General features: G+C 76.5%; 2 protein-coding genes. Both read right to left on the bottom strand.

Going from position 1 to position 1973, the window contains the following annotated elements; genetic code table 11:
• On the bottom strand, positions 1–698 hold a 698-nt coding region (locus ACFVXK_RS38430), incomplete at its 3' end, for a DUF5682 family protein (protein WP_389621998.1).
• The gene (locus tag ACFVXK_RS38425) at positions 695–1849 is read right to left on the bottom strand and encodes an AAA family ATPase (protein ID WP_389621995.1); all 1155 of its coding nucleotides are present in this window, start codon (positions 1847–1849) and stop codon (positions 695–697) included. The genes ACFVXK_RS38430 and ACFVXK_RS38425, both read right to left, overlap by 4 nt.
• Between the last annotated feature and the right edge of the window lie 124 nt (positions 1850–1973).

The raw sequence follows: 1973 nt of genomic DNA, 5'->3' as shown, positions 1-1973 counted from the left end.
GCGGCTCCGGCGCCGGACGCGGCCGGTCCGCCCACGGCGTCCGCGCGCCCTCCCGCCGCACGGGAACCGGCTTCGCCGGCCGCGTCCGAACCGGGCTCGTCGGCCGCCGGCGAACCAACCCCGCCGGCCCCGCCCGAGCCGGGCCCCGGCACAGCCGCAGGCGGGAGGCCCGCAGGGCCCGTTCCCGGTGCAGCCAGGGGCGGAGCGGAGTCGTCCGCGGCGGTCGCCCCGTCCGCCGGGTGCGTGCCCGGCGCCGCCGTGGCCGCAGCGTCCACGCCCGGCCCGTCCGGAGCCGGAGCCGACCCGTCGCCCCCGGGCCCCGCCGGAGCCGGGAGGGACCAGCCGACGTCCGACAGGGGGAGGTCGCAGCAGCGGACCTCCACCCCGTGTTCGCGGGCCCAGCGGATCGCCGCCAGTTCCGGGGAGAAGTCCGCGAACGGATAGAAGGCCAGCCGGCCCTCGAGGCCCAGGCCCGCCAGGGCCACCGGGGCGACCGTCTCCGGGTCGGCCAGGTGCGTCAGCCACGGCTGGAAGTCGGCCGGCAGCTCCACGCAGACCACCTCCGGGTCCGCGGCCGCCAGCAGCGCCGGCACCACCGCCGCCAGGGCGGGACTGTGGTGCCGAACCCCCAGCAGGTAGGGCGCGCGCGAGGCGGCCAGGGCCGCCACGGCCTCCCGTGGATCAGCGATCGGCGTCAACGCAGGCTCCCGCGCAGGTCCCAGAGCCGGCGCCACATCGCCGAGCCGTCCTCGGCCCGGCGCCGCACCGGGCCGTCCCAGTAGCCCAGCAGCCGGCCGTGGTCGGCCGGGTCGTCCTTGCGCACCACGCCCAGCAGATGGCCCGGCAGCAGGTCCAGCACGTCACCGCCCGGCAGGTACGCGGCCGCGACTCCCAGCGAGGCCGCCACCTGAACCGCTTCTGCCGTGGACATGACCGTGCCGGGCCGTTCCACGTCCCAGCCCTCCGCGCTTCGCCCCGAGCGCAGGTCCCGGAAGACGGTGACGAGCGCGTCGAGCACGCTGTCGTCCACCCCGAACGCGGCCCCGGCCCGCTCCACGGCGGTGACGGCCTGCCGGCGGATCAGCGCGGCCTCCGCGTCCGGGTCCGAGATCGGGCCGACCGTCTCGAAGTTGAAGCGCCGCTTCAGCGCCGCCGACATCTCCGAGACCCCCCGGTCGCGCAGGTTGGCTGTGGCGATGACGGTGAAACCGGGAGCCGCCGAGACCACCGAGTCCTCGGTCGCCGTCAGCTCCGGCACGCTCACCCGCCGGTCGGACAGGATCGACACCAGCGCGTCCTGCACCTCGGGCAGGCAGCGCGTGATCTCCTCGACCCGCACCACCCGCCCCGCACGCATCGCCGCCAGCACGGGGGAGTCGACCAGGGCCTCCCGGGTCGGGCCCTGTGCCAGCAGCAGCGCGTAGTTCCAGCCGTAGCGGAAGGCGTCCTCAGTGGTGCCCGCCGTGCCCTGCACGGTGAGCGCGCTCGTGCCGCACACCGCGGCCGACAGCAGCTCGGACAGCATCGACTTGGCGGTGCCCGGCTCGCCCGTGAGCAGCAGCCCCCGCTCACCGGCCAGGGTCACCACGCAGCGCTCCACCAGGGCGCGTTCGCCGACGAACTTCGGGGCGATCACCAGCTTGGACGGCAGCCCGGCGCGCCGCTTCGGCAGGGCCAGCTCCTCGCCCTCGCTGCCGCACACGAAGGTCACCACCGCACGCGGGGTCAGCGCCCAGCCCGGCGGGCGGGGGCCGGGGTCCTGGGCGGCGAGGAAGGCCAGTTCGGCGGCGTACCGCTCCTCGGCGGGCACCACCTGCCGGGCGGGAGCGGACGGTTCGGTCACGGTCATCGGGAAGTCCTCAAGTCCTGGTCGGAGAAGTCGAAGAAGGAGGAGAAAGAGAAGAAGCCGAGGCGGCGGGGGCGTGTGCCGTCGGGCCGGGCACGCCCCCGCCGGAGCCGGTTCACCCGGCGGG

The sequence above is a fragment of the Streptomyces sp. NPDC058157 genome (genome assembly GCF_042884105.1).
Taxonomy (GTDB): Bacteria; Actinomycetota; Actinomycetes; order Streptomycetales; family Streptomycetaceae; genus Streptomyces.
The sequence above is the reverse complement of the archived record's forward strand: the minus strand, read 5'-3'. Positions and strand labels throughout refer to the sequence as shown.